Here is a 23,258-nt window from a genome sequence, read left to right on the forward strand (position 1 = left end):
TTCGACAGGTGCGCTGTGACTTTCACTACAACGCAATAGTCTACCTGTAGGCTGCCGACCCGCTCGCGATGCGTGACGGGCCGGCCGGGAAGATTCATCCCCTGCCGCAGGGGGTTATTGAGGAGCTCGCATGACCAAACAACACGCCTTTACTCGGGAAGACCTGCTGCGCTGCAGTCGCGGTGAGCTGTTCGGCCCAGGTAATGCGCAACTGCCCGCGCCGAACATGCTGATGGTCGATCGCATCACCCACATCAGTGAAGAAGGCGGCAAGTACGGCAAAGGTGAATTGGTCGCCGAGCTGGACATCAATCCTGATCTTTGGTTTTTTGCCTGCCATTTCGAAGGCGACCCCGTGATGCCAGGGTGCCTGGGCCTCGATGCCATGTGGCAGCTGGTCGGCTTTTTCCTGGGCTGGCAAGGCCTGCCGGGCCGCGGTCGTGCACTGGGTTCCGGTGAAGTGAAGTTCTTCGGTCAGGTGCTGCCCACCGCCAAGAACGTCACCTACAACATTCACATCAAGCGCGTGCTCAAAGGCAAGCTGAACATGGCCATCGCCGATGGTTCGGTCAGTGTCGATGGCCGCGAGATCTACACCGCCGAAGGCCTGCGGGTCGGCGTGTTCACCTCCACTGACAACTTCTAAGGGTTATTCGCATGCGCCGCGTCGTTATCACTGGTCTGGGCATCGTGTCGTGCCTGGGCAATGACAAAGCTACCGTCACCGAAAACCTGCGCAACAGCCGTCCGGGTATTCGTTACAACCCGGAATACAAGGAAATGGGGCTGCGTAGCCAGGTTTCCGGCTCCATCGACCTCAATCTCGAGGAACTGATCGACCGCAAGGTCTTCCGTTTCGTCGGGCATGCGGCTGCCTACGCCTATCTGGCGATGCAGGACGCCATCAAGGACTCCGGCCTGACCGAAGAGCAGGTCTCCAGCCCGCGTACCGGCCTGGTTGCCGGCTCCGGTGGTGCATCGACCCTGAACCAGATGGAAGCGCTGGATACCCTGCGCGAAAAAGGCGTCAAACGTGTAGGCCCCTACCGGGTAACTCGCACCATGGGCAGCACTGTTTCGGCGTGCCTGGCGACGCCGTTCAAGATCAAGGGCATCAACTACTCGATCTCTTCTGCCTGCGCTACATCGGCCCACTGCATTGGTACTGCACTGGAGCAGATCCAGTGGGGAAAGCAGGACATCGTGTTCGCCGGCGGCGGTGAAGAAGAGCACTGGAGCCAGTCGTTCCTGTTCGATGCCATGGGCGCCCTGTCGACCAAGCGCAACGAAACCCCGGAACTGGCCTCGCGTGCCTATGACGCAGACCGCGATGGCTTCGTCATCGCCGGTGGCGGTGGCATGGTGGTGGTCGAAGAGCTGGAACATGCGCTGGCCCGTGGCGCCAAGATTTACGCCGAGATCGTCGGCTATGGCGCCACCTCCGACGGCTATGACATGGTCGCCCCAAGCGGCGAAGGCGCCATCCGCTGCATGCAGCAGGCGCTGTCGACCGTCGATACCCCGATCGACTACCTGAACACCCACGGCACCTCTACCCCAGTGGGCGACGTTGCCGAAATGAAGGGCGTTCGTGAAGTGTTCGGCGAAAATGCACCGAAGATCAGCTCGACCAAGAGCTTGTCCGGTCACTCCCTGGGGGCTGCCGGTGTACACGAGGCGATCTACTGCCTGCTGATGATGGAGAACAACTTCATCGCCGGCTCGGCCAACATCGACGAACTGGACCCGGCGGTCGCTGACTTGCCAATCCTGCGCAAGACCGAAGAAAATGCCAAGATCGATACGGTCATGAGCAACAGCTTCGGTTTCGGCGGCACCAACGCCACCCTGGTGCTCAAGCGCTGGGAAGGCAAGTGATTCGCTGACGCGCCAATAGAAAACGCCCCGACTGGTTCGGGGCGTTTTCATTTACGTTGTAAAAAAGATCCCATGGGGCACGACGGGACCTGTGTCATTTCCCCTTGGGCAGTACAGCCAGGAAGTTGTCCTTGGCCACGCGCCTGGCCACGTCCTCGGGCAAGGCATCCAGAAATGACCTGAAACTGTCCATCTCCTTCCCCAGGCTATCGAAGCGGCCGACCACATCCGAGCCCAGCATGAACCGCGTCGGATACCGCTTTACCAGCGCCAGCCAGGGTTCGCGTGGGACGCCTTGCTCATCGAGCAGGTAGGGCTTGAGCACACTCCACGACAGGTCCACATACAGGTTCGGGTAATCTTCGAGCAATCGCGTCAGCACGGGCAGCAGAAAATCCATCTGTGTCTGGTGCCGGTGAATTTCCATGCTGCTGCCAGCGTGTGCCCAGATGAAGCGCGTATGCGGATGATTGCGCAGGGGCTCTTCGATCTCGGCCAGGTACAAAGGGTTACGCTCGCGCTTGGAGGTGATATTGGAATGCAACAGCACCGGCAGGTCGCGCTCGGCGGCCAGGTGATAGACCCGCGTCATGGCTTCGTTGTTGGCACGCGGGGTTTCACCGCTGGTCAACGCCGTCAGGTCATCGTGACGTGTGAATACCTCGCCGATACCCTGCCAGAGGCCTGGATAAAGGTCGAGCATGCGCTCGATATGGCTCACGGCATTCTTGTCTACTGGATTGAAGCCGGTCAGGAAGGGGTGAAATCGCTTGCGCTGTTCGCCCGACAACTGCTGCAGCGCCGCTGCCACGTAAGTATCGGTGGCACTGTACCAATAGGCGTCGGCATCGTCGCCGGCGTAATAGCGGGGGCGCTTGGGCTCGTCTTCATGCCATTTCTTGGCAACGGGGATGCCGGAGATCATCGACTGATCGATGCCTGCAGCGTCCATGGCCCTGAGCAGCGCCGGCATACCTTCGGATTCCTGGAAGAAATCCACGTAATGCAGGTGCGCATCGCTGTAGCGGTATTCACGGGCCTCGGCACCTGGGCCAAGCCAGGCGGTCAACGCTACGCAGGCCAGTGCTCTGGCGATCATGGTTGGCTTCCTTGTAAGGGGCAAACCTACTAGACCTGCAAGGGCAGCGTGCGGTTCGCCAGCCCTGCCATCAACGCAGCGCTGGCAATCGCTCCGGTCACGTGCGCGCTAGCGCTGGAATACCTCGGCCAGCAGGTTGTGCATTGCGCGGAAGGCCCGCTCGGAGGTGCGCCGGTCGTACTGCGTCTTGCCAGGCACGTTGGCATCCGGGTCAGTGAACGAATGCACCGCACCGCCATAGCTCACCAGTTGCCAATCGACTTTGGCGGCGTTCATTTCATTTTCGAACGCCGGGAGCTGCTCTTGGGGCACCAAGGGGTCGGATGCGCCATGCAGCACCAGGACCGAGCCCTTGATGCGTTTGGCATCCTCAGGATCAGGTGTGTCCAGTGTGCCATGGAAGGAGATCGCTGCTCGCAGATCAGCCCCCGCGCGCGCCAGTTCGAGCGCACAGCATCCCCCGAAGCAGAACCCGAAGGTCGCCACCTTGCCGGGGCTCAGCGGCGCCTTGGACTGGCCCAGCAACTGGGCAAGGGCGCCGTCCATGCGCCTGCGCAACTCGGCGCGGTCTTCTTTGAGCGGCATCATTGCAGCGCCCGCCTCATCGGCATTCGCCGGGCGAACGGTCTGACCATAGAGATCGACGAGCAGCACCACATAACCTTGCGCTGCCACTTCCTTGGCGATGCGCTCGGCCCCTTCGGTCACGCCCATCCAGTTGGGCGCCATCACCAGGCCAGGCCGACCCAAGGCGCCGGGCTCATAGGCCAAACGGCTCTCGAAGGTCTTGCCGGACAGGTGATGGACCAGGGATTCGACGACTACCTTGCTCATGCTGTACTCCTTAAGGCTGCACCATGAAAAAAGCCCGCCGAAGCGGGCTTTAGCCATACGTCAATTCAAGCAGACAACTCGACCAACAGCTTGTTCAGACGACGCACGTAGGCTGCGGGATCTTTCAGACTGTCACCGGCTGCCAGCGCGGCCTGGTCGAACAGAATGTGCGACAGCTCGGCGAAGCGGTCCTCGCTCTGTTCGTGATCGAGCTTCTCGATCAGCGGGTGGGTCGGGTTGAACTCGAAGATGGGCTTGGAATCGGGCACTTTCTGGCCGCTGGCTTCCAGAATCTGGCGCATCTGCAGCCCCAGGTCCTGCTCGCCGATGGCCAGAATGGCTGGCGAATCCGTCAGGCGATGGGAGACGCGGACCTCGGCGACGTTTTCGCCCAATGCGCTTTTCAGGCGCTCTACCAGGCCTTCCTTATCCTTGGCGACTTCTTCCTGGGCCTTTTTGTCTTCTTCGGTATCCAGTTTGCCTAGGTCCAGATCGCCACGGGCCACATCCACGAACGCCTTGCCGTCGAATTCGTTCAGGTAGCTCATCAGCCACTCGTCGATGCGGTCGGTCAGCAGCAACACTTCGATGCCTTTCTTGCGGAAGACTTCGAGGTGCGGGCTGTTCTTGACCTGCGCGTAGGACTCGCCGGTGAGGTAGTAGATCTTGTCCTGCCCTTCCTTGGCGCGGGCCAGGTAGTCGGCCAGCGACACGCTCTGCTCGCCGCTTTCGTCGTGGGTAGACGCGAAGCGCAACAGGCCAGCGATCTTTTCCTTGTTGGCAAAGTCTTCGGCCGGGCCCTCTTTCAACACCTGACCGAAGTTCTTCCAGAAGCTCTTGTACTGCTCTGGCTCGTTCTTGGACAGTTTTTCGAGCATGTCCAGCACGCGCTTGGTCAACGCGGTCTTCATCGAATCGATGATCGGGTCTTTCTGCAGGATTTCCCGCGACACGTTCAGCGACAAGTCGTTGGAATCCACCACACCCTTGATGAAGCGCAGGTAAAGCGGCAGGAACGACTCGGCCTGATCCATGATGAACACGCGCTGAACGTACAGCTTCAAGCCACGCGGCGCTTCACGCTGGTACAGGTCGAACGGGGCGCGGGCAGGCACGTACAGCAGCGAGTTGTATTCAAGCTTGCCTTCGACCTTGTTATGGCTCCAGGCCAACGGGTTTTCGAAGTCATGGCCGATGTGCTTGTAGAACTCCTGATATTCCTCGTCCTTGATCTCGGTACGCGGACGGGTCCACAGGGCGCTTGCACGGTTGACGGTTTCCCACTCTTGGGCTGGCTGCTCTTCGCCTTCGGCTGCTGTCTGTTCCTTGGGCAACTGAATTGGCAGGGCAATGTGATCGGAGTACTTCTTGACCACGTTGCGCAGGCGCCAGCCATCGGCGAATTCCAGCTCGTCCTTTTTCAGGTGCAGAACAATGCGGGTACCGCGCTCAGGCTTGTCGATGGTCGCGACTTCAAACTCGCCCTCGCCCTTGGACGACCAGTGCACGCCTTCGCTGGCGGGCTGGCCCGCGCGACGGCTGTAGACATCGACCTGATCAGCCACGATGAATGCCGAGTAGAAGCCCACGCCAAACTGACCGATCAGGTGCGAGTCTTTCTTCTGATCGCCGGTGAGGTTCTTCATGAAGTCGGCAGTGCCGGATTTGGCAATGGTACCCAGGTGAGCGATGACGTCGTCGCGGCTCATGCCGATGCCGTTGTCCTCGAGGGTGACCGTACCGGCCTCCTTGTCGAAGCTCAGGCGAATCTTCAGGTCCGCATCGCCTTCGAGCAGTTCGGGCTTTGCCAGCGCCTCGAAACGCAGCTTATCGGAGGCGTCGGAGGCGTTGGAGATCAGTTCGCGCAGGAAGATCTCCTTGTTCGAGTACAAGGAATGGATCATGAGGTGCAGCAGTTGCTTCACCTCGGTCTGGAAGCCCAGCGTTTCTTTTTGAGTCTCCACGCTCATGTTCTTCAAACTCCGATCAGATGACAGTGGTCGCCAAGCGGCATGGATGGCTGCGTTGGCGGCGGATGTCATGCAGATGGGGGCTGCCGAATTGATTTCAAGGGCTTGCCCGATTCGATCTTCAAATCCGAGCAGGTCGTGGCGAGCTGCTTGGCCGCCCTGCTTGCCGCAGGCGGTGTATCGTTTCCAGGTTCAGACGGGTGCCGATACTGACGCAACGAAAAGACGTGCATGTGCATACCTGCCGTGCACTGCCATACTGGCGGAGTTGCAGTTGCCCGCGGCCGTTAACCCGCCTTAGTGCGAAACAATCGCCATGGCCGGAAGTTCAGTTTCAAGATATTTAATATCTGCGTAATGACGGTGGAACTAATCCAGCAGGGCCCGACTCGAAGCATCAAGTCAACTTATTCCACCAAGGAGAGACACCCTCATGCGTAAACCATTTGCTTTTGCTCTGATGCTGGCTGCTGCCATGGGCCTGGCTGCTTGCGATAAAGCGAGCGAAGACAAAGCCCAGGACGCACAAGAACACCGTGAAGAAGCCCAGGAGAAGATGGGTGACGCACAGGACAAGATGAACGAAGCCGCCAAGGAAAACGCCGAAGCTGCCCAAGACCAGGCCGAAGCCAATCGCAAGGCTGCCGAAGAGGCTGCCCCAGCCACGCCAGCGACCACCACTACGCCGGCCGATCCTGCCAAGCAGTAATCGAACCGAACAAAAAACCCGACATTGTCGGGTTTTTTTATGCCTGTCATTCGTGGACTAATCGTTTCAGTTAGGCAACGTGGACTGTGGGGCGTGCAACTCGCCTGTCGAACTTTCGGTGGGGGTGAACACCATGACGTCAAGCACGTCTGAATGGAACTCGCGGCGATAAAGGATCAGCACAACCCCTACACTTACCGCCATGAACAACCAGGGGTTGATAAACCAGCTCAACATGGCCATGCCGAAGTAATAAGCGCGCAGCCCGAAGTTGAATTGGTTGGCCGCCAATGACAGCACCCTGGCCGCCCTCAAGGCAAAGGCCTTGCGCTCTAGTTCGCTTACCTGACGCTCGCCGATCATGGGCGCCGAGCCCACCAGTACGGCAGCGAAGTTGTATTGACGCATGCACCAGCTGAACGTGAAGAAGGCATACACGAACACCGTGGCCAGGCACAGCAACTTGATCTCCGACATGCCCTGGGATGCCTGCTGCACCAGCGGTAAATCCGCCAGCAACGACAGCGCGCGGTCGGAAGCCCCCAGCACAGTCAAGATACCCGCCAGGATGATCAGGGTGCTGGAGGCGAAAAAGGAGGCGTTGCGTTCCAGGTTGCCGATGACGCTGGCATCGGCAATGCGGTTGTCACGCAGCAGCATCCTGCGCATCCAGTCTTCACGGTATAAATGCAACACGCTGGCCAAGCATGCGGTGTCCCGCCCCTTCCAGATGGCATAGCGCGTATAGCCGCCCCAGCACAGCACGAACCAGCATGCCGCTATGAGGTTATTGAGGTTGCTCAGGATGAAGTTCATGCAGAGATCCGTAGGTGCCATGTGCCGAAAGCATAAAGACCGTCTTTCGACGCTGGCAAGCCGCAAAAGGCACGCGAACTCCGGCGAATAATTTCCAAGGCGGCTCGCTTGCGACGTTTGCCAAGGTGCATATGAACAAAAGCCCCGCATCCTTGCGAATGCGGGGCTTGCAGTGCCAAGCAGTGGGTCCAGCATCTCGTGGCTTGTGGCCGATGCCGCACCCTGGGCTTAGCAACTCATGCCATGGCCTGGCGGGGCTTGCCGAGCATGCGATCGCATACCACTGCACCCGCCAAGGTCACCACCGACGGCACCAGCCAAGCCAGGCCCTGATCGCTCAAGGGCAAGTGAGCCATGAAGTCCGGGAGCACGTGGGCAATGTCGCTACCTTTGACGGCATCTACCATGCCGAACAGCAACGAGACCAGCATCACCGGGCCGAGGATGCGCGTTGGCGAGTTCCACAGCTCGTTCACGAAGCTCAGCCCCACCACGACGATGCACGGCGGGTAGATGGCGGTGAGCACAGGGATCGAGAACATGATCAGCTTGGTCAGCCCGAGGTTGGACACCAGCAGCGAGAAGCCTGCCAGGATCACGACCAGCGCGCGGTAGGACAACGGCAGGATCTGGCTGAAGTACTCGGCACACGCGCAGGTCAAGCCCACGGCAGTCACCAGGCACGCCAGTGCGATCAACACGGCCAGGAAGCCGCTGCCCAACGAGCCGAAGGTATGTTGCACATAGGCGTGCAGCACAGCCGCCCCGTTGCTGGCCCCTGCCGCGATTTCGTGGCTACCGGCGCCCAGGCGGAACAAGCTGATATACACCAGCGCCAGGCCAACACCGGCAATCAACCCGGCAATGATGGCATAGCGAGTGATCAACTTGGGCGACTCCACGCCGCGCGAGCGGATGGCGTTGACGATGACGATGCCAAATACCAGCGCCCCGAGCGTATCCATGGTCAGGTAGCCATCGGAGAAGCCCTTGGAGAACGCGGCAGCAGCATAGGCAGGCTGCGCCTCTCCAATGGTGCCCGCTGGCAAGGCGAAGGCCGCGATGCCAAGCACGGCCAGCGCGATGATCTTGAGCGGTGCCAGGAACCGACCCACGGTGTCCAGCAGCTTGCCAGGGTACATCGACACCGCCAACACCACGATGAAGTAGACCAGGCTGTAGATGAACAGCGCCAGCGGGCTTTCACCCGTCAACGGCGCTACACCCACTTCGAACGATACCGTCGCGGTACGCGGTGTTGCGAACAAGGGGCCTACCGACAGGTAGCAAACGGCGGCCAGCAGGCCACCAAAGAACTTGCCGATCGGGCTGCTCAGCGCATCCATGCCGCCGCCGACCTTGGCCAGGGCGACCACGGTGATCACAGGCAGCCCCACCGCCGTGACCAAAAAGCCCAGCGCAGCCATCCACACGTGCGGGCCGGATTGCAGGCCGACGATGGGCGGAAAGATGATATTGCCAGCGCCTACGAAAAGCGCGAACGTCATAAAGCCAAGCGCCAGGATATCCTGGCCTTTGAGAACTTTCATTTGAGGTAGTACCACACTGCTGAAATCGGGATTCGTGAGGGGATTTCCCCATGGGTGAGGGAAATGCTGCCCGGCTTGGTAGGCCAGACCCGTTTAGCGTGTCGTTCCCTTTTGGGGCACGGGCACAAAATAGTCGCGTAGATTAACCGGTTTACCCTTCAAACGCACTGGCACAGTGCGTGTTGTCCGATGTGCGTACGTCATTGTCGTCTGCGTGAACGGGACGATCGGTATTATCCGCTGGTTGAACAGGGTGTATGTACGAAAATTCCTATCACAGCTATCGAGAAAACCTAATCCGTTTGGCCCCCTGACCTGACGAGCACATCTTCACGAGATTAATCGGCGCCCCTATACGACAAAGGCCACCCGAAGGTGGCCTCTGTGCGCGTGGGGGGTGCAGCAATATTACTTCTTCACTTCCCAACCGGTCAGCTCGGCCAAGGCCTTGCCGATGTCAGCCAGCGAACGTACGGTTTTGACACCTGCGTCCTGCAGGGCTGCGAACTTCTCGTCTGCAGTGCCCTTGCCGCCCGAAATGATGGCGCCAGCGTGGCCCATGCGCTTGCCCGCAGGTGCGGTAACACCGGCGATGTAGGAAACGACAGGCTTGGTGACGTTGGCCTTGATGTAGGCTGCGGCTTCTTCTTCAGCCGAACCGCCGATCTCACCGATCATGACGATCGCTTCAGTCTTCGGGTCTTCCTGGAACAGCTTCAGGATGTCGATGAAGTTGGAGCCCGGGATCGGGTCACCGCCGATGCCGACACAGGTCGACTGGCCGAAGCCGGCGTCGGTGGTCTGCTTGACAGCTTCGTAGGTCAGGGTGCCGGAGCGCGACACGATACCGACCTTGCCTGGCAAGTGAATGTGACCCGGCATGATGCCGATCTTGCACTCGCCCGGCGTGATGACGCCTGGGCAGTTAGGGCCGATCAGGGTCACGCCCAGCTCGTCGCACTTGACCTTGGCGTCCAGCATGTCCAGGGTCGGAATGCCTTCGGTAATGCACACGATCAGCTTGATGCCGCCAAACGCTGCTTCCAGGATCGAGTCCTTGCAGAACGGCGCTGGTACGTAGATGACCGAAGCATCGGCGCCGGTCGCCTCAACGGCTTCCTTGACGGTGTTGAACACCGGCAGGCCCAGGTGGGTGGTGCCACCCTTGCCTGGAGTGACGCCGCCGACCATCTTGGTGCCGTAGGCGATGGCTTGTTCGGAGTGGAAAGTACCCTGCGAGCCGGTGAAGCCCTGGCAGATGACTTTGGTGTCTTTATTGATCAGGACGCTCATTACTTGCCCTCCGCAGCTTTGACAACTTGTTGAGCAGCGTCGGTCAGGCTGGTTGCAGCAATGATGTTCAAACCGCTTTCTGCCAGTACTTTAGCGCCCAGTTCGGCGTTGTTGCCTTCAAGGCGAACGACGACCGGCACCTTCACGCCGACTTCCTTCACAGCACCGATGATGCCTTCGGCAATCATGTCGCAGCGAACGATGCCGCCGAAGATGTTGACCAGAACGGCCGCGACATTGCTGTCGGACAGAATGATCTTGAACGCTTCGGTAACGCGTTCCTTGGTAGCACCGCCGCCCACGTCGAGGAAGTTGGCTGGCTTGCCGCCATGCAGGTTGACGATGTCCATGGTACCCATGGCCAGGCCAGCACCGTTGACCATGCAGCCGATGTTGCCTTCCAGGGCAACGTAGTTCAGTTCGAACTTGGCAGCGTGGGCTTCACGGGCATCGTCCTGGGACGGGTCGTGGAAGGTTTTCAGCTTGGGCTGACGGTACATGGCGTTGGCATCGATGTTGATCTTGGCATCGAGGCAGTGCAGGTCGCCGTCGGCCTTGATCACCAGCGGGTTCACTTCCAGCAGGGCCAGATCGTGATCCTTGAACAGCTTGGCCAGGCCCACGAAGATCTTGGCGAACTGTTGCACTTGCTTGCCTTCCAGACCCAGCTGGAACGCCAGCTCGCGACCTTGGAACGGCTGAGCGCCGACCAGTGGATCGATAGTGGCCTTGAGGATTTTTTCAGGTGTGTCGTGAGCGACTTTCTCGATGTCCACGCCACCTTCGGTGGAGGCCATGAACACGATGCGGCGGCTCGAGCGATCGACCACAGCGCCCAGGTACAGCTCTTTGGCGATGTCGGTGCAGGATTCGACCAGAATCTTGGAGACGGGTTGACCGTTGGCATCGGTCTGGTAGGTGACCAGATTCTTGCCCAACCACTGTGCAGCGAACGCCTTGGCGTCTTCCTTGCTGCGAACCAGCTTGACGCCGCCCGCTTTGCCGCGACCACCAGCGTGAACCTGGGCTTTGACGACCCACTCGTTCCCGCCGATCTTGTCGCAGGCTTCTGCCGCTTCTTCAGGGGTATCGACCGCGAAACCCTTGGAAACTGGCAGGCCGTACTCAGCGAACAGCTGCTTACCCTGATACTCGTGAAGATTCATGCTTTTTACCGTCTTCGTTAGGTACTGCGCTTCGGCGCTGCGCCATCACTGGCGCCGCACCACCTGTGACCGTTGACCCCGGGTTATCCCATGTGATCCGGTCCGGCGGACTTTCCGCGGTGAGTCATGCACGCAAGACTCACGACGGGCAGCCCGCCGTGGTTTCTTATGATTAACGCTTCTTACGGTTGGCGACGTGAATGGCACCGCCATTCACCGCCAGCGCTGCTTCGTGCAACGCTTCGGACAGGGTTGGATGGCTGAAGACCATCATGCCCAGATCCTCGGCACTGGTGCCGAATTCCATTGCGATTGCGCCCTGCTGTACCAGTTCGGCAGCCGATGGGCCAATCACGTGCACACCCAGTACGCGGTCGGTCTTGGCATCGGCGATGACCTTGACGAAACCACCGGTGTCGTTGGCCGCCATCGCACGGCCGCTGGCCGCGAACGGGAAGGTGCCCACGTTAACCTCAACACCCTCGGCCTTCAAGGACTGTTCGGTCTTGCCGACCCATGCGATTTCCGGGTGGGTGTAAATGACCGATGGGATCAGGTCGTAGTTCATCTGGGCCTTGTGACCCTTGATGCGCTCGACGACCATGATGCCCTCTTCCGAGGCCTTGTGCGCCAGCATCAGGCCACGCACCACGTCACCGATGGCGTAGACGCCCGGCACGCTGGTCGCGCACTGGTCATCGACGTAGATGTAGCCACGCTCGTCGATGTTCACACCGCTGTCGGCAGCCAGCAGGTCGGTGGTCACTGGACGGCGGCCCACCGCAACGATCAGCTTGTCGAAGGTGAGCTTCTGCTCGCCTTCGGCGTTGGTGTAGGTCACTTCGACTTCGTCGCCGTTGACCTTGGAACCGGTGACGCGCGCACCCAGCTTGATGTCCAGGCCTTGCTTGGTCAGAACCTTCTGGGCTTCCTTGGAGACGGCGGTGTCGGCAGCCATCAGGAAGGTGTCCAGGGCTTCGAGTACGGTCACTTCTGCGCCCAGACGCGCCCATACCGAACCCAGTTCCAGGCCGATCACGCCAGCACCGATCACGCCAAGGCGCTTGGGCACGGCTTGGAATTCCAGGGCGCCGGTGGAGTCGACGATCACATTCTGGTCGACCGGGGCCGGCGGAATGTCGATCGGGCGCGAGCCGGAAGCCAGGATGACGTTATCCGCTTCGATGACTTCGCTGGTGCCGTCAGCCTTGGTCACTTCGACCTTCTTGCCCGCCAGCAGCTTGCCGTGGCCCTGGATGGAGGTCACGCCGTTGGCCTTAAACAGGGTGGCGACACCGCCGGTCAGGTTCTTGACGATGCCTGCCTTGCGGCCAACCATCGCCGGTACGTCCATCTTCACTTCGCCAGTGGAGATACCGTGGACGTTGAAGCTCTCTTTGGCTTCCTTGTATTTCCAAGAGCTGTCCAGCAGCGCCTTGGAAGGAATGCAGCCTACGTTGAGGCAAGTGCCGCCCAGGGCCAGCTTGCCCTCGGCGTCGGTGTACTTCTCGATGCAGGCAGTCTTCAGACCAAGTTGGGCGGCCTTGATAGCAGCTACATAGCCGCCAGGACCGGCACCAATCACTACCACGTCGAATTTCTGGGTCATAAAAGATTCCTTGTTAGCTCAAGCGGCCGCTGCAAGCCGCAAGACAGACAGGCTTCGATCTGAAGCCTGTCGCTCGCAGCTTACAGCTGCGCGATTAGATGTCCAGCAGCAGGCGGGACGGATCTTCCAGCAGGTTCTTGATGGTCACCAGGAAGGTCACCGCTTCCTTGCCGTCGATCAGGCGGTGATCGTAGGACAGCGCCAGGTACATCATCGGGCGAATCACCACTTGGCCATTGATGGCCATCGGGCGCTGGATGATGTTGTGCATGCCCAGGATCGCGGCTTGTGGTGGGTTGACGATCGGCGTCGACATCATCGAACCGAAGGTACCACCGTTGGTGATGGTGAAGGTGCCGCCGGTCATTTCTTCGATGGCCAGCTTGCCGTCACGGGCTTTCTTGCCGAAGGTGGCGATACCGTTCTCGATTTCGGCCAGGCTCATGGACTCGGCGTTGCGCAGTACCGGGACCACCAGGCCACGGTCGCTGGAGACCGCTACACCGACGTCCGCGTAACCATGGTAGACGATGTCGTTACCGTCGATCGAGGCGTTGACAGCCGGGAAGCGCTTGAGCGCTTCGGTCGCAGCCTTGACGAAGAACGACATGAAGCCCAGGCGCACGCCGTTGTGGGTCTTCTCGAACAGGTCCTTGTACTTCGAACGCAGGGCCATGACTTCGGTCATGTCGACTTCGTTGAAGGTGGTCAGCATGGCCATGTTGGACTGGGCTTCGACCAGGCGCTCGGCGATCTTGGCGCGCAGACGGGTCATCGGCACACGCTTCTCGGTACGATCGCCAGCGGCGGTCACGACCGGTGCCGGTGCTGCAGCGGCAGGCTTGGCCGCCGGGGCAGGCGCCGACTTTTTGTTGGCCACGGCAGCGACCACATCTTCCTTGGTCACGCGACCGCCTTTACCGGTACCCGACACGCTGGCCAGGTCGATGCCATTTTCTTCTGCCAGCTTGCGGGCAGCAGGGGCAGCGACCGGGTCGTCTTCACCGGTGTCGGCAGCGGCGGCGGCCGGTGCGGCGGCCTGGGCAGGCGCAGCAGCAGGTGCAGCGGCAGCAGCGCCGCCCTCCACGATCGAACCCAGCACTTCGTCGGACAGGACGGTATCGCCCTCGCCCTTGACGATGTCACCCAACACGCCGTCGGCAGTGGCCAGCACTTCCAGCACGACCTTGTCGGTCTCGATGTCGACGATCAGCTCGTCCCGCTTGACGGCGTCGCCTGGCTGCTTGTGCCAGGTGGCAACGGTGCCGTCGGCAACCGATTCCGGGAAGGTTGGGGCTTTGATCTCGATAGCCATTATCAGTGTTTCCTTAAATTCGGTTTCAGATGCGCGAAGGCGTTAAACGGTGAACGCGTCTTGCAGCAGTCGTTCCTGCTGTTCGGCGTGCTTGGAAGCGTAACCACAGGCTGGCGCGGCAGAAGCTTCGCGACCGGCGTATTCCAGGTTCAGCGCCTTGTTGTGGCGGCCCAGGATACGACGCATGTGGTGCTGGCTGCTGTACCAGGCGCCCTGGTTCATCGGCTCTTCCTGACACCAGACCGCGTGCTTGAGGTTGGTGTACGGCGCCAGGATTTCGACCAGGTCGTCTTCCGGGAACGGATACAACTGTTCGATACGCACGATCGCAATGTCTTCGCGGCCTTCGGCACGACGTTTTTCCAGCAGGTCGTAGTAGACCTTGCCACCGCACAGCACCAGGCGCTCGACCTTGGCCGGATCGAGGGTGTCGATTTCCGGAATGACGGTCTGGAACGAACCTTCCGCCAGGTCTTCGAGCGTCGAGACGGCGAGCTTGTGACGCAGCAGCGACTTGGGCGTGAGCACGATCAGCGGCTTGCGCAGCGGGCGAATGACCTGACGACGCAGCAGGTGATAGATCTGCGCCGGCGTGGTCGGCACACAGACCTGGATGTTCTGCTCTGCACATAGCTGCAGGTAACGCTCCAGGCGCGCCGAGGAGTGCTCTGGGCCCTGGCCTTCATAACCGTGCGGCAACAGCATGGTCAAGCCGCACAGACGGCCCCACTTGTGCTCGCCGCTGGTGATGAACTGGTCGATCACCACTTGCGCACCGTTGGCGAAGTCGCCGAACTGAGCTTCCCAGATCACCAACGCGTTCGGCGTGGTGGTGGAGTAGCCGTACTCGAATGCCAGCACCGCTTCCTCGGACAGGAAGGAGTCGTACAGTTCGAAGCGTGGCTGGCCCGGGTACAGGTTCTTCAGCGGTACGTAGGTGCTGGCGTCCTTCTGGTTGTGCAGCACCGCGTGACGGTGGGAGAAGGTGCCGCGTCCGATGTCCTGGCCGGTCATGCGGATCGGGTGCCCTTCGAACTGCAGCGTGGCGTAGGCCATGGTTTCGGCGTAGCCCCAGTTGATCGGCAGGCCACCGGCTTGCATCTTCTGGCGATCTTCGTAGATCTTGGCGACCTGACGCTGGACCACGAAACCTTCAGGCAGCTCCAGCAGTTTTGCCGACAGCTCCTGCAGGGTCTTGAGGTCGAAGCGGGTGTCGTGGCGAGCCGTCCAGGCGTGACCCAGGTAGGGGCGCCAGTCCACGAACAACTCTCGGTTCGGCTCCTTGACCAGGCTCTTGACCACATGCAGGCCGTTGTCCAGCGCACTGCGGTAGTCGTCGATCTTGGACTGGGCGCGCTCGGCGTCGATGCGGCCTGCCTGGATGAGGGCCTCGGCGTACAGCTCGCGGGTGGTGCGCTGCTTGGTGATCTGCTGGTACATCAGCGGCTGGGTGCCGTTGGGCTCGTCGGCCTCGTTGTGACCGCGGCGACGGTAGCAAACCAGGTCGATGACCACGTCACGCTTGAACTGCATGCGGTAATCGACGGCCAGCTGGGTGACGAACAACACGGCTTCCGGATCGTCGCCATTGACGTGCAGGATCGGCGCCTGAATCATCTTGGCCACGTCGGTGGCGTACTCGGTCGAGCGCGCATCGAGCGGGTTGCTGATGGTGAAGCCAACCTGGTTGTTGATCACGATGTGCACGGTACCGCCGGTCTTGAAACCGCGGGTCTGCGACATCTGGAAGGTTTCCATCACCACGCCCTGACCTGCGAAGGCCGCGTCGCCGTGGATGGAGATAGGCAGCACCTTGTCGCCAACACTGTCGTTGCGGCGGTCCTGACGGGCGCGCACCGAGCCTTCGACCACAGGCGACACGATTTCAAGGTGGGACGGGTTGAACGCCATGGCCAGGTGGACTTCGCCGCCTGGGGTCATCACGTTAGAAGAGAAGCCCTGGTGATACTTCACGTCACCGGAGCCCAGCTCGTTCATCTTCTTGCCTTCGAACTCGTCGAACAGCTCGCGCGGGTTCTTGCCGAAGGTATTGACCAGCACGTTCAGGCGACCGCGGTGGGCCATGCCGATGACGACTTCTTTGGTGCCGTAGGAGCCGGAGCGCTGGATCATTTCGTCCAGCATCGGGATCAGGCTTTCGCCACCTTCCAGGCCGAAACGCTTGGTGCCCGGGTACTTGGTACCCAGGTATTTCTCCAGGCCTTCGCCTGCAGTGACGCGCTCGAGCAGGTGGGACTGCACGTCGGCGGAGAATTCAGGACGGCCACGCACGCTTTCCAGGCGCTGCTGGAACCAGCTGCGCTGCTCGGAATCGACGATGTGGGTGAACTCGGCGCCAATGGTGCGACAATATGTCTTCTGGAGCGCATCGAGGATGTCGCGTAGGCTCGCCTCCTCTTTGCCGATGAACAGGTCGCCGGCACGGAAGGTCGTATCAAGATCGGCATTGGTCAAGCCGTAGTGATTGATCGACAGGTCTACGGGCGCAGGGCGCTGCCACAACCCCAAGGGGTCGAGCTTGGCAGCCTGATGGCCGCGCATACGATAGGCCTGGATCAGTCGCAGCACTTCAACCTGCTTCTTCTCGTGTTCACTGCTCACGCTCCCGGCAGATACCGGCTGGGCGCGGCGCTGGTTCTTTGCCAGCAGTACGAAATGATCGCGGATCGTGGAGTGCGATACGTCGGTAGCGGTGCTGCCGTCGGCGGGCAACTTCTGGAAGTAGGTGCGCCACTCTTCTGGCACAGCGTTAGGGTCGTGCAGGTAGAGTTCGTAGAGCTCTTCCACATATGCAGCGTTACCACCTGAAAGGTGGGCGCTTTCCCACATGCGCTGCATCACGCTTTCTTGCATGCTTGGTCACCCTCGATTAGGGGACTGATCGGCGAGAGCCATGAAAACCTGGAACGGTCCGAAAACAGCGACTGAACCACGCCACCTGGATCCTGCTGATTTTCCGGGTACCAGCCCGGAAAGCCCCTGCTGGTCTCATCTTCATAGGTAATGAACAGGGGCTTTGTGAGCCCCGTTCGGGTTTTACCTCGGTGCGGGTGTTACACCCGCACGTCGGCGTACTGCAGGTACAACGTGTATCAGGTGCCGCTTTGCAGCAGCATGTTACGTACGTGGCCGATCGCCTTGGTCGGATTGAGACCTTTAGGGCAAACGTTGACGCAGTTCATGATCCCGCGGCAGCGGAATACGCTGAACGGGTCATCCAGGGACGCCAGGCGCTCCTGGGTTTTGGTGTCACGGCTGTCGGCCAGGAAACGGTAGGCCTGCAACAGCGCGGCGGGGCCCAGGAACTTGTCCGGGTTCCACCAGAACGACGGGCAGGACGTGGAGCAGCACGCGCACAGGATGCACTCGTACAAGCCGTCCAGCTTGTCACGGTCTTCCGGCGACTGCAGACGTTCGATGGCCGGAGGCGGCGTATCGTTCTGCAGGAACGGCTTCACCTTCTCGTACTGCTTGTAGAAGATGCTCATGTCCACGACCAGGTCACGAATGACCGGCAGGCCAGGCAACGGACGCAGTACCAGCTTGTTGCCCTTGACCACGCCCGACAGCGGGGTGATGCAGGCCAGGCCGTTCTTGCCGTTCATGTTCATGCCATCGGAACCGCACACGCCTTCACGGCAGGAGCGACGGTACGAGAAGCCCTCGTCCTTTTCCTTGATCAGCGCCAATACATCCAGAACCATCAGGTCCTTGCCGCCGGTATCGACGTCGAACGACTCCATCTTGGGGGCCGCGTCGGTGTCGGGGTTGTAGCGATAAACTTCGACTTTCAACATAGCAGCCACCCTTAGTAGGTCCGGATTTTTGGTTCGAAGGCCGGCACGGTCTTCGGCGCAAAGTTGACGCCACGCTTGGCAACGCGCTTGACACCCGGGTAGTACAGGGTGTGGCACAGCCAGTTCTCGTCGTCACGGTCTTCGAAGTCTTCACGGGCGTGAGCGCCGCGCGACTCTTTACGGGCTTCGGCCGCGATGGCGGTAGCTTCGGCAACTTCCAGCAGGTTCTGCAGCTCCAGCGCTTCGATACGCGCGGTGTTGAAGGCCTGGGACTTGTCGTTAATCTTGACGTTGGCAATACGTTCACGCAGGCCAGCCAGTTGCTCGATACCCTTGAGCATGTACTCGCCGGTACGGAACACACCAAAGTAGTTCTGCATGCAGCTCTGCAATTCGCGCTTGAGGCTGGCTACGTCTTCGCCGGTGGAGCGCTCGTTGAGCTTGTTCAGGCGATTCAGGGCAACGTCGATGTCGGTGTCGCTGGCGTCGAGGTGCTCGATGCCGTCGCTCAGCGCCTTCTCCAGGTGCAGGCCGGCAGCACGGCCGAATACCACCAGGTCGAGCAGCGAGTTGCCGCCCAGGCGGTTTGCACCGTGAACCGATACGCACGCCACTTCACCTACGGCGAACAGGCCAGGAATGATGTGATCATTGCCTTCTTCGTCCATGGTGATGGCCTGGCCATGAATGTTGGTGGCAACGCCACCCATCATGTAGTGGCAGGTCGGAACGACCGGCACTGGCGCAACGACAGGGTCAACGTGGGCGAAGGTCTTGGACAGTTCGCAGATGCCTGGCAGACGGCTGTGCAGCACTTCCTCGCCCAGGTGGTCCAGCTTCAGCAGTACGTGGTCCTTGTTCGGGCCCACGCCGTTGCCGGCGATGATTTCCTTGACCATGGAACGGGCAACCACGTCGCGGCCGGCCAGGTCTTTGGCGTTTGGTGCGTAGCGCTCCATGAAGCGCTCGCCGTGGGCGTTGATCAGGTAACCACCCTCACCGCGGCATCCCTCGGTGACCAGTACGCCGGCGCCGGCGATACCGGTCGGGTGGAACTGCCACATCTCGATGTCCTGCACCGGAACACCGGCGCGCAGGGCCATGCCGATGCCGTCACCGGTGTTGATCAGGGCGTTGGTGGTGGAGGCGTAGATACGGCCAGCACCGCCAGTGGCCAGAACGGTGGCCTTGGACTTGATGTACATGGTTTCGCCGGTTTCGATGCAGATCGCGATCACGCCGACGAAGGCGCCTTCCTGGTTCTTCACCAGGTCAACGGCATAGTATTCGTTGAGGAAGGTGGTACCGGCTTTCAGGTTGCCCTGGTACAGGGTGTGCAGCAGCGCGTGACCGGTACGGTCGGAAGCGGCACAGGTACGGGCAGCCTGGCCACCTTTACCGAAGTCCTTGGACTGGCCGCCGAACGGGCGCTGGTAGATACGGCCGGTTTCGGTACGCGAGAACGGCAGGCCCATGTGGTCCAATTCGAAGACCGCAGCCGGGCCTTCCTGGCACATGTATTCGATAGCGTCCTGGTCACCGATGTAGTCCGAGCCCTTGACGGTATCGTACATGTGCCAGCGCCAGTCGTCGTTCGGGTCGGCCGAAGCGATGGCGCAGGTGATGCCGCCCTGGGCGGATACGGTGTGCGAACGGGTCGGGAAGACCTTGGTGACCACGGCAGTCTTGTGACCGCCCTGGGCCAGCTGCAGCGCTGCGCGCATGCCGGCGCCGCCGCCACCGATGATGATGGCGTCGAAAGAAATGGTTGGAATGCTAGCCATGGATCAGATACCCCAGAGAATCTGCACACCCCAGACGAAGTAAGCGAACATCGCAACGCCGCATACCGCCTGGAACAGGAAACGAATCGCAGTTGCCGACTTGCCGAACGACATAGGCGTCAGGTAGTCGGTAGCAATGGTCCACATGCCAACCCAGGCGTGAGCGCCGAGGGCAACGAGGGCCAGCAGACTGAAGATCCGCATCGCGTTGTTGGAGAACAGGGCATGCCACTGGGCATAGTCGATGCCTGGGTGGGCGACCACGTAGCCGATCAGGAAGATGAAGTAAGCCGCGAGAACGACCGCCGAGACGCGCTGCGCCATCCAGTCATAGAGGCCCGAACGCGACAGGTTCGTGACGTTGGTTACCATACCCAAACTCCCACCAGAACGATCAGCACCACGGAGATGACGATCACGATTTTCGAGCCCAGCTTGCCGCCTTCCAGCGTCTCGCCGATACCCATGTCCATGATCAGGTGACGAACACCTGCCACGAGGTGATAAAGCAGGGCGGACAACAGGCCCCAGGTCACAAACTTGGCCAGCGGGCTGGTCAGACACGCCTTCACTTCACCGAAGCCTTCCTCCGAACCCAGCGACTTGCCCAGTGCATACAGCATGATGGCAAGGCCGATGAACAGAATGACGCCGGAGATACGGTGCAGGATGGACGTGTACGCGGTGACAGGAAGCTTGATGGTCCTTAGGTCTAGGTTTACAGGTCGTTGGCTTTTCACGGCTTTTTTCACACTGAAGAGCCCCTAGCGAATCAGGGCAAAGTTGTTGGTAAGTGTACTGGTCAGGTACCCACCACCCAGGGAACGGCGACCCCCAGCAGGTCGGGCTTGCAAGCCCCTGGCGGTCGGGTGCCGAGTATAGACAGTTAGGCTGCTCATGACAACGTGAGGGGGTAGCCCGAATAGCGCATTGCCTTTAAGGAGGAAAAGGCGTAAATGGGCGAGAATTTCGGGAAAAATCAGGCTTGAACAGCTGATTCAACAAGCCTTTAGGCAAATTGACATCTGAATTTATCCCTCTATAGTGGTGCGGGCCCTGCGTGGGGGGTCTGTCTGATGATTTCAAGCATTAATAGGAGGCCACATGGCTGACAAAAAAGCGCAGTTGGTCATCGAGGGCACTGCCCCCGTCGAGCTGCCCATTTTAACCGGCACGGTTGGTCCTGATGTAATCGACGTCCGCGGGTTGGGGGCCACTGGTCACTTCACCTTCGACCCTGGTTTCATGGCAACGGCCTCGTGCGAGTCGAAGATCACCTACATCGACGGCGACAAGGGTATCCTGCTGCATCGCGGCTATCCCATCGAACAACTGGCCGAACAGTCCGACTACCTCGAGACCTGCTACCTGCTGCTCAACGGCGAACTCCCCAATGCCGAGCAGAAAGCCCAGTTCGTCAGCACCGTCAAGAACCACACCATGGTTCACGAACAGCTCAAGACGTTCTTCAACGGCTTCCGCCGCGACGCTCACCCGATGGCGGTGATGTGCGGTGTGGTCGGCGCCCTGTCGGCCTTCTACCACGACTCCCTGGACATCAATAACCCGCAACACCGCGAAATTTCCGCGGTGCGCCTGGTCGCAAAGATGCCGACCCTGGCCGCGATGGTGTACAAGTATTCCATGGGGCAGCCCATGATGTACCCGCGCAACGACCTGTCGTATGCGGAAAACTTCCTGCACATGATGTTCAACACCCCGTGCGAGATCAAACCGATCAGCCCGGTGCTGGCCAAGGCAATGGACCGGATCTTCATCCTCCACGCCGACCACGAGCAGAACGCCTCCACCTCCACCGTGCGCCTGGCAGGTTCGTCGGGTGCCAACCCGTTCGCCTGCATCGCTGCCGGCATCGCGGCACTCTGGGGCCCGGCCCACGGCGGTGCCAACGAAGCGGTACTGACCATGCTCGATGAGATTGGCGATGTGTCCAACATCGACACCTTCATCGCCAAGGCCAAGGACAAGAACGATCCGTTCAAGCTCATGGGCTTCGGCCATCGCGTCTACAAGAACCGCGACCCGCGCGCCACCGTGATGAAGCAGACCTGCGACGAAGTCCTGCGCGAGCTGGGCATCAAGAACGACCCGCAGCTCGAACTGGCCATGCGCCTGGAAGAGATCGCCCTGACCGATCCTTACTTCATCGAGCGCTCGCTGTACCCGAACGTCGACTTCTACTCGGGCATCATCCTGAAGGCCATCGGCATTCCGACCAGCATGTTCACCGTGATCTTTGCCCTGGCGCGCACCGTAGGCTGGATTTCGCACTGGAAAGAAATGCTCTCCAGCCCGTACAAGATCGGCCGCCCGCGCCAGCTGTACACCGGCGAGGCGAAGCGCGACATCGTGGCACTGAGCGACCGCAAGTAAGCGTTCAACGCCCAATGCCAAAAGGCTGCCCTCGGGCAGCCTTTTTTGGTTGGCCCAGTGCTGACCGCCTCTTGTGACAGGCGGCCCTTCACCCATCCAGCAGAGAAACGTCAGTTTTTCTCAGCGCGCGCCCGAAGCGCCTTGAGCGTATTGAACGGCGCTTCCACCACGAACTTGTTGGCAACCATCGCCGGCACACTGCCGCCTGGCTCGGTATGCACCTGGTACGTGACCTCCGTGCTGTCACCCTTGGGCACCAGCTTCCAGAAACCGTCCACCTTCGCCACCCGCACGAAGCCCTTCTCCTCGGGCACATAGGCAGGCTCTTCGACGAGGTTGCGCGTAAGGCTGCCATCGGCACTCTTGACCGTGGTTACACGCAGCACGGAGTCGCGTGGTGTCACAGGCCAGGGTGTATTGAACTGGGTGTAGGTCCAGCTCTGGTCACCCTCGTGCTTGAGCAGCTTCTGCAACTTGCACTCGTGAATCCAGGCACAAGCCCCGGCCACATCCTCCTGCAACGCCTGAACCTTGGCCAGGGGCGCCTTGATGACGGTCACGCCTCGGTAAGCCTTGTACTTGGAGCCCGGCACTTCACTGAGAGAGACCTTGATGCCCTCCTCGTCCTTGGCCACCTGCCAGTTTTCAGCCAAGGCAACAGGTGCAAACAGAACACTGACGCCACACAGCAGCGCAATACGCTTGAACGATCTCATCATGTTTATCCTTGTTGTCGAAGATCCAGCCTGTCACGCCGCCGTTACCCGCTCCCACCAGCCCAGAATCCTGATCGCCTCTTCATTGTCAGCGCCGCACACCTCGGGATCGGCCTTGAAACCGCCACAGACCGCCGGCCGCTCGGGTTTGCCGAACAGGTCGCACAGGTTCGCAGGGGTAAGGTGCAGACACCTCACCCCTGCCGGCTTGCCCTCGGGCATCAGTGGCATGGCTGAGGTGATGGATGGCGCGATGCAACAGGCGCCGCAGCCTTCGCGGCATTTCATGGCATTCAAGTGAATCAGG

At 60.4% G+C, this 23,258-nt stretch carries 20 protein-coding genes; 4 read left to right on the plus strand and 16 right to left on the minus strand.

Annotated features, from left to right (window positions below; genetic code table 11):
* Positions 1 to 130 precede the first annotated feature (130 nt).
* Complete coding sequence (gene fabA / locus ACF8GB_RS00730) at positions 131 to 646, plus strand: 3-hydroxyacyl-[acyl-carrier-protein] dehydratase FabA (RefSeq protein WP_023533607.1); 516 nt, start codon at positions 131 to 133, stop codon at positions 644 to 646.
* Positions 647 to 657: 11 nt separating this feature from the next.
* Entirely contained in the window at positions 658 to 1,878 is a 1,221-nt protein-coding gene (gene fabB, locus ACF8GB_RS00735) for a beta-ketoacyl-ACP synthase I (RefSeq protein WP_058639738.1), read from the plus strand.
* 94 nt (positions 1,879 to 1,972) lie between these two features.
* On the opposite strand, the gene ACF8GB_RS00740 is transcribed toward fabB, so the two are convergent.
* The 3 genes from ACF8GB_RS00740 to htpG form a co-directional block, all read right to left on the minus strand.
* Positions 1,973 to 2,977, minus strand: a complete 1,005-nt coding sequence (locus ACF8GB_RS00740) for an amidohydrolase family protein (protein ID WP_058639739.1) — start codon at positions 2,975 to 2,977, stop codon at positions 1,973 to 1,975.
* A 108-nt stretch (positions 2,978 to 3,085) separates the two neighbouring features.
* Positions 3,086 to 3,811, minus strand: coding sequence for a dienelactone hydrolase family protein (locus ACF8GB_RS00745; protein ID WP_196127007.1), 726 nt, complete (start codon positions 3,809 to 3,811; stop codon positions 3,086 to 3,088).
* A gap of 65 nt (positions 3,812 to 3,876) precedes the next feature.
* Positions 3,877 to 5,781, minus strand: coding sequence for a molecular chaperone HtpG (gene htpG / locus ACF8GB_RS00750; protein ID WP_058602670.1), 1,905 nt, complete (start codon positions 5,779 to 5,781; stop codon positions 3,877 to 3,879).
* A 433-nt stretch (positions 5,782 to 6,214) separates the two neighbouring features.
* On the opposite strand from htpG, the gene ACF8GB_RS00755 reads away from it, so the two are divergent.
* Positions 6,215 to 6,490 (plus strand): hypothetical protein, encoded by a 276-nt coding sequence (locus ACF8GB_RS00755; RefSeq protein WP_058602669.1) that lies wholly within the window; start codon positions 6,215 to 6,217, stop codon positions 6,488 to 6,490.
* A gap of 66 nt (positions 6,491 to 6,556) precedes the next feature.
* Here ACF8GB_RS00755 and ACF8GB_RS00760 read toward each other — a convergent pair whose 3' ends face one another.
* The 11 genes from ACF8GB_RS00760 to sdhC form a co-directional block, all read right to left on the minus strand.
* Positions 6,557 to 7,306, minus strand: a complete 750-nt coding sequence (locus ACF8GB_RS00760) for a DUF599 domain-containing protein (protein ID WP_058602668.1) — start codon at positions 7,304 to 7,306, stop codon at positions 6,557 to 6,559.
* Between the two features lie 236 nt (positions 7,307 to 7,542).
* Positions 7,543 to 8,856, minus strand: coding sequence for a branched-chain amino acid transport system II carrier protein (gene brnQ / locus ACF8GB_RS00765; RefSeq protein WP_058639741.1), 1,314 nt, complete (start codon positions 8,854 to 8,856; stop codon positions 7,543 to 7,545).
* A gap of 408 nt (positions 8,857 to 9,264) precedes the next feature.
* Complete coding sequence (gene sucD, locus ACF8GB_RS00770) at positions 9,265 to 10,149, minus strand: succinate--CoA ligase subunit alpha (protein ID WP_004376004.1); 885 nt, start codon at positions 10,147 to 10,149, stop codon at positions 9,265 to 9,267.
* The gene (sucC, locus tag ACF8GB_RS00775; RefSeq protein WP_023533614.1) at positions 10,149 to 11,315 is read right to left on the minus strand and encodes an ADP-forming succinate--CoA ligase subunit beta; all 1,167 of its coding nucleotides are present in this window, start codon (positions 11,313 to 11,315) and stop codon (positions 10,149 to 10,151) included. Before sucC ends, sucD begins: the two co-directional genes overlap by 1 nt.
* A gap of 172 nt (positions 11,316 to 11,487) precedes the next feature.
* Complete coding sequence (lpdA, locus tag ACF8GB_RS00780; protein WP_392526438.1) at positions 11,488 to 12,924, minus strand: dihydrolipoyl dehydrogenase; 1,437 nt, start codon at positions 12,922 to 12,924, stop codon at positions 11,488 to 11,490.
* Between the two features lie 94 nt (positions 12,925 to 13,018).
* On the minus strand, positions 13,019 to 14,239 hold the full coding sequence (gene odhB / locus ACF8GB_RS00785) for a 2-oxoglutarate dehydrogenase complex dihydrolipoyllysine-residue succinyltransferase (RefSeq protein ID WP_058602665.1): 1,221 nt from the start codon (positions 14,237 to 14,239) through the stop codon (positions 13,019 to 13,021).
* A 42-nt stretch (positions 14,240 to 14,281) separates the two neighbouring features.
* The gene (locus tag ACF8GB_RS00790) at positions 14,282 to 17,113 is read right to left on the minus strand and encodes a 2-oxoglutarate dehydrogenase E1 component (RefSeq protein ID WP_058602664.1); all 2,832 of its coding nucleotides are present in this window, start codon (positions 17,111 to 17,113) and stop codon (positions 14,282 to 14,284) included.
* A 239-nt stretch (positions 17,114 to 17,352) separates the two neighbouring features.
* Positions 17,353 to 18,057, minus strand: coding sequence for a succinate dehydrogenase iron-sulfur subunit (locus ACF8GB_RS00795; RefSeq protein WP_023533615.1), 705 nt, complete (start codon positions 18,055 to 18,057; stop codon positions 17,353 to 17,355).
* Between the two features lie 11 nt (positions 18,058 to 18,068).
* Complete coding sequence (gene sdhA, locus ACF8GB_RS00800) at positions 18,069 to 19,841, minus strand: succinate dehydrogenase flavoprotein subunit (protein ID WP_058602663.1); 1,773 nt, start codon at positions 19,839 to 19,841, stop codon at positions 18,069 to 18,071.
* Positions 19,842 to 19,844: 3 nt separating this feature from the next.
* Positions 19,845 to 20,213 carry a succinate dehydrogenase, hydrophobic membrane anchor protein gene (gene sdhD / locus ACF8GB_RS00805; protein ID WP_023533603.1) on the minus strand — a complete coding sequence of 123 codons (369 nt, stop codon included), beginning with the start codon at positions 20,211 to 20,213 and terminating at the stop codon, positions 19,845 to 19,847.
* The gene (gene sdhC, locus ACF8GB_RS00810) at positions 20,207 to 20,593 is read right to left on the minus strand and encodes a succinate dehydrogenase, cytochrome b556 subunit (protein WP_008091902.1); all 387 of its coding nucleotides are present in this window, start codon (positions 20,591 to 20,593) and stop codon (positions 20,207 to 20,209) included. Before sdhC ends, sdhD begins: the two co-directional genes overlap by 7 nt.
* Positions 20,594 to 20,945: 352 nt before the next feature.
* Between sdhC and gltA the strand changes: the two genes are divergently transcribed.
* Positions 20,946 to 22,235: a citrate synthase gene (gene gltA, locus ACF8GB_RS00815; protein WP_058639744.1), complete on the plus strand. Its 1,290-nt coding sequence runs from the start codon at positions 20,946 to 20,948 to the stop codon at positions 22,233 to 22,235.
* A 110-nt stretch (positions 22,236 to 22,345) separates the two neighbouring features.
* Here the strand turns inward: gltA and ACF8GB_RS00820 are convergent, their stop codons facing one another.
* Together ACF8GB_RS00820 and ACF8GB_RS00825 are read right to left on the minus strand one after the other, a co-directional pair.
* Positions 22,346 to 22,951, minus strand: a complete 606-nt coding sequence (locus ACF8GB_RS00820; protein WP_058602662.1) for an START domain-containing protein — start codon at positions 22,949 to 22,951, stop codon at positions 22,346 to 22,348.
* A gap of 33 nt (positions 22,952 to 22,984) precedes the next feature.
* Entirely contained in the window at positions 22,985 to 23,239 is a 255-nt protein-coding gene (locus ACF8GB_RS00825) for a YkgJ family cysteine cluster protein (RefSeq protein ID WP_027916297.1), read from the minus strand.
* Between the last annotated feature and the right edge of the window lie 19 nt (positions 23,240 to 23,258).

The sequence above is a fragment of the Pseudomonas sp. xss_4 genome, from assembly GCF_043104125.1.
In the GTDB taxonomy this organism is placed as follows: Bacteria; Pseudomonadota; Gammaproteobacteria; order Pseudomonadales; family Pseudomonadaceae; genus Aquipseudomonas; species Aquipseudomonas parafulva_B.

Coding starts and splice junctions, on each gene's coding strand:
- ACF8GB_RS00740 (WP_058639739.1), bottom strand. CDS start 2,977: ATGATCGCCAGAGCACTGGCCTGCGTAGCGTTGACCGCCTGGCTTGGC.
- sucC (WP_023533614.1), bottom strand. CDS start 11,315: ATGAATCTTCACGAGTATCAGGGTAAGCAGCTGTTCGCTGAGTACGGC.
- odhB (WP_058602665.1), bottom strand. CDS start 14,239: ATGGCTATCGAGATCAAAGCCCCAACCTTCCCGGAATCGGTTGCCGAC.
- brnQ (WP_058639741.1), bottom strand. CDS start 8,856: ATGAAAGTTCTCAAAGGCCAGGATATCCTGGCGCTTGGCTTTATGACG.
- sdhD (WP_023533603.1), bottom strand. CDS start 20,213: ATGGTAACCAACGTCACGAACCTGTCGCGTTCGGGCCTCTATGACTGG.
- sdhA (WP_058602663.1), bottom strand. CDS start 19,841: ATGGCTAGCATTCCAACCATTTCTTTCGACGCCATCATCATCGGTGGC.
- htpG (WP_058602670.1), bottom strand. CDS start 5,781: ATGAGCGTGGAGACTCAAAAAGAAACGCTGGGCTTCCAGACCGAGGTG.
- ACF8GB_RS00825 (WP_027916297.1), bottom strand. CDS start 23,239: ATGAAATGCCGCGAAGGCTGCGGCGCCTGTTGCATCGCGCCATCCATC.
- ACF8GB_RS00790 (WP_058602664.1), bottom strand. CDS start 17,113: ATGCAAGAAAGCGTGATGCAGCGCATGTGGGAAAGCGCCCACCTTTCA.
- gltA (WP_058639744.1), top strand. CDS start 20,946: ATGGCTGACAAAAAAGCGCAGTTGGTCATCGAGGGCACTGCCCCCGTC.
- ACF8GB_RS00760 (WP_058602668.1), bottom strand. CDS start 7,306: ATGAACTTCATCCTGAGCAACCTCAATAACCTCATAGCGGCATGCTGG.
- lpdA (WP_392526438.1), bottom strand. CDS start 12,924: ATGACCCAGAAATTCGACGTGGTAGTGATTGGTGCCGGTCCTGGCGGC.
- fabA (WP_023533607.1), top strand. CDS start 131: ATGACCAAACAACACGCCTTTACTCGGGAAGACCTGCTGCGCTGCAGT.
- ACF8GB_RS00820 (WP_058602662.1), bottom strand. CDS start 22,951: ATGAGATCGTTCAAGCGTATTGCGCTGCTGTGTGGCGTCAGTGTTCTG.
- sucD (WP_004376004.1), bottom strand. CDS start 10,149: ATGAGCGTCCTGATCAATAAAGACACCAAAGTCATCTGCCAGGGCTTC.
- ACF8GB_RS00795 (WP_023533615.1), bottom strand. CDS start 18,057: ATGTTGAAAGTCGAAGTTTATCGCTACAACCCCGACACCGACGCGGCC.
- ACF8GB_RS00745 (WP_196127007.1), bottom strand. CDS start 3,811: ATGAGCAAGGTAGTCGTCGAATCCCTGGTCCATCACCTGTCCGGCAAG.
- fabB (WP_058639738.1), top strand. CDS start 658: ATGCGCCGCGTCGTTATCACTGGTCTGGGCATCGTGTCGTGCCTGGGC.
- ACF8GB_RS00755 (WP_058602669.1), top strand. CDS start 6,215: ATGCGTAAACCATTTGCTTTTGCTCTGATGCTGGCTGCTGCCATGGGC.